Source organism: Rhizobium sp. SEMIA 4085 (genome assembly GCF_013004495.1).
Classification (GTDB): domain Bacteria; phylum Pseudomonadota; class Alphaproteobacteria; order Rhizobiales; family Rhizobiaceae; genus Rhizobium; species Rhizobium gallicum.
Map to the genome: position 1 here is coordinate 1 of NZ_JABEPH010000641.1, position 1651 is coordinate 1651.

Genomic DNA, 1651 nt, shown 5'->3' on the forward strand with positions numbered 1-1651 from the left:
GGCGAACCTCTCATCAAGGATCGAGAAGAAGGTGACCGGGCGGCTCCGCTGTACACGGCGTATTCCGTTATGGAGCCGGCGATAGCACAGTTGAAGGCGCAGGTTAACGATCGTGGTTTCGCACGGAATAACGTAGGTGTCGCCGCATCCATGCTTGTGAAGTACGGAGCGTCGGATGGACCCGCGCTGCGCTTGGCCGCAAAAAACGTGGCGGAAAAGGAACGGCTCAACGCCTTTCTCGGGTACGTCGCCCACGGTGCGACAGATAAGATGTTGGATATCATCCTCGATGAAATGCCGCTCAGTGAAGGATGACCAACAGAAACCCCAGCAGCCACGGCACCAGTGGACCTGGGAGAGAACCGACCAGGAGATGGCGCATCGTCAGACGATGTTTTGGGACTGCGTATTCGTGGCAAAGCTCCATCAAAGCGGCGACATCAAGCCCGTGAACAGCGGATTTCCCACTAACGCCGTCGGGGAATTATCGAATCAGCAGGAAAAGCTGGTTGGTCAGATCGAAGATCTGATTGAGCTTCTGAATGGGTTGTTCAATGGAGATGCGGTCAAGGACCCGGGCAAGTACTTTGGAAAAGCCGCGGAGAAGGAATTTAAGCGGAAGGTGGCGGAGTAGAGAAGAAAGGAAAAGACCTGGAAAAGGCGGCACGAAGGCTCGAAAGAACTCTTCGCAACCCAAACATAGAAGACATCCTTATGCCTATCCCTATACCACGTCCGCGGATCGACCACCCAAAAATCAAACTCTGAGTGGGAGGTGCTGGAAGTTCTGAAGCGCACCCTCCGTCGTGATCTCGACGCGCAAGGTGGATGGAGCTGATAGCGGTGTGAGAGGGCCGTTGAGGTTTGAGTTCTTGGCGTAATCGATCAGCCGGACCCCGTCCATCTCAGGCGGTGCCGGCGGCTCAAACCATAGGGTCAACTCCGCAAGCGTGCGATGAAGGGCCAGAACCCGGCCCAGCGGCGTCTTGAAACCGATCACATACTCCGTAGGCGTCTTTGTCGGCGCTCCAAATCTGGCGAGGAGGATTTGCTCAGCGGTCGTTGTTGGCACACTCATTCTGCCGCCGCCTGAAGAGCAACGGCATCCACCGGCGCGAGAGCTTCGGCCAGGAGCGCGTCGAGCAGCTTACTGCGGGTCTCGTCGGCACCCGTCAGGCTGGCCTCCAGCTGGTCGCATAGGGCCATGAGTTCATCGACCTTGGCAACGATGCGCTGTTGTTCGGCGAACGGTGGAAGGGGAACCGAAAGAGACCTTATGTTGTCCAGATTAAGTCCTGGTTTGCCCGCTCCGTAAGCACACTCGATAAGTTCGCCGCGGCCCCCTGCATCTGCCATCAGGCAGAGAAGCAGCCAAGGAGAGAGGCTTGAATCGCTGGGTCGAGCAAGGCCAACGTGCTGGCTGACATATGCCTCCCCTAAGTCTCGTTCAAGTAGCGCCGGGTTTGTGACGCCTGCGCCCGTGATAACGATCAGCAAATCGTTCTTGTAAACCTGAGTGCGACTGCCTTCAGAATTCGATGGCGGTTTCACAAAGGCGAGATCGTCGAGGCGCATGCGTCCAAAACGAATGTTCTGCGCCCTTACAACACCGGCGCCTGACTCGGCATAGAATTAAGCCCACCCCCGTGAG

4 protein-coding genes are annotated in these 1651 nt (G+C 56.9%); 2 read left to right on the forward strand and 2 right to left on the reverse strand.

Annotated elements, in window-relative coordinates; translation table 11 throughout:
* Positions 1 to 315 (forward strand): hypothetical protein (locus C9413_RS31925; RefSeq protein WP_170251526.1); only part of this gene is annotated, 315 nt, incomplete at its 5' end.
* Positions 305 to 634, forward strand: a complete 330-nt coding sequence (locus C9413_RS31930; RefSeq protein ID WP_039845239.1) for a hypothetical protein — start codon at positions 305 to 307, stop codon at positions 632 to 634. The genes C9413_RS31925 and C9413_RS31930, both read left to right, overlap by 11 nt.
* Before the next feature lie 123 nt (positions 635 to 757).
* Here C9413_RS31930 and C9413_RS31935 read toward each other — a convergent pair whose 3' ends face one another.
* Positions 758 to 1078: a hypothetical protein gene (locus C9413_RS31935; RefSeq protein WP_039845240.1), complete on the reverse strand. Its 321-nt coding sequence runs from the start codon at positions 1076 to 1078 to the stop codon at positions 758 to 760.
* Complete coding sequence (locus C9413_RS31940) at positions 1075 to 1575, reverse strand: restriction endonuclease subunit S (protein ID WP_170251528.1); 501 nt, start codon at positions 1573 to 1575, stop codon at positions 1075 to 1077. The genes C9413_RS31935 and C9413_RS31940 overlap by 4 nt, the downstream gene beginning before the upstream one ends.
* Between the last annotated feature and the right edge of the window lie 76 nt (positions 1576 to 1651).

Coding starts and splice junctions, on each gene's coding strand:
- C9413_RS31935 (WP_039845240.1), bottom strand. CDS start 1,078: ATGAGTGTGCCAACAACGACCGCTGAGCAAATCCTCCTCGCCAGATTT.
- C9413_RS31940 (WP_170251528.1), bottom strand. CDS start 1,575: ATGCGCCTCGACGATCTCGCCTTTGTGAAACCGCCATCGAATTCTGAA.